Source organism: Streptomyces alkaliterrae (genome assembly GCF_007097205.2).
GTDB classification, from domain to species: Bacteria; Actinomycetota; Actinomycetes; order Streptomycetales; family Streptomycetaceae; genus Streptomyces; species Streptomyces alkaliterrae.
Genome location: NZ_VJYK02000665.1, coordinates 1 through 724, shown reverse-complemented (window position 1 = coordinate 724; position 724 = coordinate 1). Strand labels below are relative to the sequence as shown.

The window sequence follows — 724 nt, the reverse complement described above, 5'->3', positions numbered from 1 at the left end:
ATGGGGTGGCTGGGGGGTGGGGTGCGGTGTTGGAAGGCGTAGCAGGCGGCAGTGGGGCCGGCCAGGAGCTCTGAGACTGTGATGTCGTAGTGGGTGGCGAGTGCGTCGCAGTCTGCGAGAGTCCAGGCTGTCTGGCCGCTTTGACGGCGAGAGACTTGTGGCTGGGTGAGGCCGATGCTGGCGGCTAGCTGGGTTTTGGTCTCGTTGGCAGCCGTCATCAGTGCGGCGATCGTCAGACGCAGAATCCGTTCTGTGGCTGTTTCCATGTCGCCTCACCCTACAACAGTCATGCGATTTCAGCATGCTTCATGTTCAGAATGCATGGTCGTGTTTGGTGTTGTCATTCGGTGTGAGCTCGCGCGTAGGGGCGAGGCGTCAGAGATGCCGGCAACCTGCCGGGAGGTGTCCTTGATCCTGCCGCCAGGCACCGCACAGTCATAGAGGTCTGATGCCGACCAGGTACCACGTGGGGTCATCAGGCTCGCAGGGTCGGTGTGGTCATGACAGTCTCGAATTCGATGGGGGGCCAGCCGGCCGAGCGAGGCTTGTCTGCGACGTCGCAGACGAGTCCACTCGATCCAGCTCACGATCGCGATCCGGAGTTCTTCACGCGTGACCCAGACACGGCGGTCAAGGACGTTCTTCTGCAGAAGCCTCAAGAAAACACGACGCCCTGACGGAACTCCTCCGGATACGGCTTCGGTACAGCGGCACCCTTCCCACC

1 protein-coding gene and 1 pseudogene are annotated in these 724 nt (G+C 61.9%); both read right to left on the bottom strand.

All coding sequences use genetic code 11. The features are described 5' to 3' along the window. A partial coding sequence (locus tag FNX44_RS27415; RefSeq protein WP_143651639.1) for a helix-turn-helix domain-containing protein occupies positions 1–266 on the bottom strand: 266 nt, incomplete at its 3' end. 255 nt (positions 267–521) lie between these two features. Beyond that, a pseudogene (locus tag FNX44_RS27410) lies at positions 522–662 on the bottom strand (IS3 family transposase); the annotation flags it as partial. Positions 663–724 lie beyond the last annotated feature (62 nt).